The 1598-nt window shown below is 68.6% G+C and carries 1 protein-coding gene; it reads right to left on the bottom strand.

The features are described 5' to 3' along the window. The coding region (locus F8C90_RS10715; RefSeq protein ID WP_158050491.1) for an IS1634 family transposase at positions 1-1598 on the bottom strand (1598 nt) is incomplete at both ends.

Below are 1598 nucleotides of genomic sequence, written 5' to 3'. Positions count from 1 at the left end.
TCCGCCATGATGGATCGGATCTGCCCGCGGGTGAGCACCTGGCGCGACAGGTCGATCCCGACGGCTCCCGCGAGCTCGTCGGTGAGGTCGGTCCGGTAGTCGAACAGGTAGAGGTTGCGGTCCATGAGATGGCCCGTCACGCCGGCGAGAGCCTCCGATATCTCCGAGGCGGAGTATTTGCGCCCGGTGTCGAGCTGCATGAGCCGCATGGCGAGCAGCGCCACGTAGCAGACGAGGAAGTGTGCGCGTATGTGGGACTCGGTGGAGCAGTAGACCGGGCGCGCGCCGAGGTCGCCCTTCATCACCCGGAAGGACTCCTCTATCCTCCAGAGCCCGCGGTAGGCGTCGATGACGTCGCGGTCGTCCATCTCCTGCTCGGAGGTGACGATGCAGTAGTAGCCGTCCATGGCCTCGTCGGCGGCGATCCTCTCCTCGTCGACCACCCAGTTGTGGGAGGCGGCCTCGCCGGTCTCGCGCACGACGGGCACGTCCTTCGCGTAGCGCACGGACGTCTTCGCCGCCGCCGACGACAGGTCGCCGCGGGCCACGGCGGCCCTGGACTTCTCGACGACCTTGGCGCGCTCGCGGCGGCTGCGCTCGAAGTAGTCTCGCGACCAGAAGGCCACCTCCTTCACCGGCACCGTGACCCTGCGCTTCTTCCCGTCCTCGCCCGCGACGTAGACCGCCTTCTCCGAGATGCGGCTCTTGATCTTGAAGGAGCCGGAGGCGCTCTCCTCGTAGCCAGCGTCGTCGAGCACCCACGACTTGAGCCCCTTGGTCGCCTTGCGCACGGACTGCGAGAAGATGTAGCCGTTGCCGTCGAGCACGCACGCGGCGATGTTCGCGGAGGTGTTGAGGCCCTTGTCGGCCACGACCACCACCCGCTCGCCCCAGGGCAGGTCGCGCACGCCCGCCTTGGACATGGCCGGCAGCAGCGTGGTCATGTCGTTGCGGTTGCCGGGGAAGAGCTCGTAGCCCAGTGGCAGGCCGTCGGAGTCCAGGAACAGCCCCATCTGCACGATCGGGCTGGGCCTGTGCTCCTTGGAGACGCCGCGCATCCTGAAGCCGTCCTCCTCGTCGCACTCGAAGTAGTAGTTGGTGACGTCGTAGTACAGGCACGACGCGTCGCGCGGCCCGCGCGACTCCTCCAGCGACGCGTTCATCGAGCTCACGAGCGCGTCGGCGTTGCCGTCCAGGTAGGTCAGGCAGCGGTAGACGTCGTCGGCCGTGAAGCCGCACTTGCGGGGGAACCTCCCCCTGGCCTGCCAGGCGGCGAACTTGGAGGAGGGGTGCGCTATGCGGTCCCACACGAGCAGCTCCAGGATCCGGCAGGGGTCGTAGGAGAACCCGCGCGAGGTGCGCTTGCGCTCGAAGAACGACCACACGCCCAGGTCGCGGTGGAGGTAGGCGGAGGGCACCGCGGCCCCGAGCTCCACGCGGCCCTCCGAGCGCTTGTCGATCTTCCTGGCCGCCGAGAACTCCACGGTCACGGGCGCCTGCGCCCTGGCGGCCTCCTCGGTCATGCGCCTGCACTCCTCCTCGAAGTGGGCGACGGGGTCGTCGAACTCCGCCTCGAGGGCGTCGACGTAGCCGAGGCT

It is taken from the genome of Ellagibacter isourolithinifaciens, assembly GCF_008831035.1.
Lineage (GTDB): Bacteria > Actinomycetota > Coriobacteriia > Coriobacteriales > Eggerthellaceae > Ellagibacter > Ellagibacter isourolithinifaciens.
Note: the sequence above shows the minus strand (reverse complement) of the source record. Positions and strands in the feature narration are given on the sequence as shown.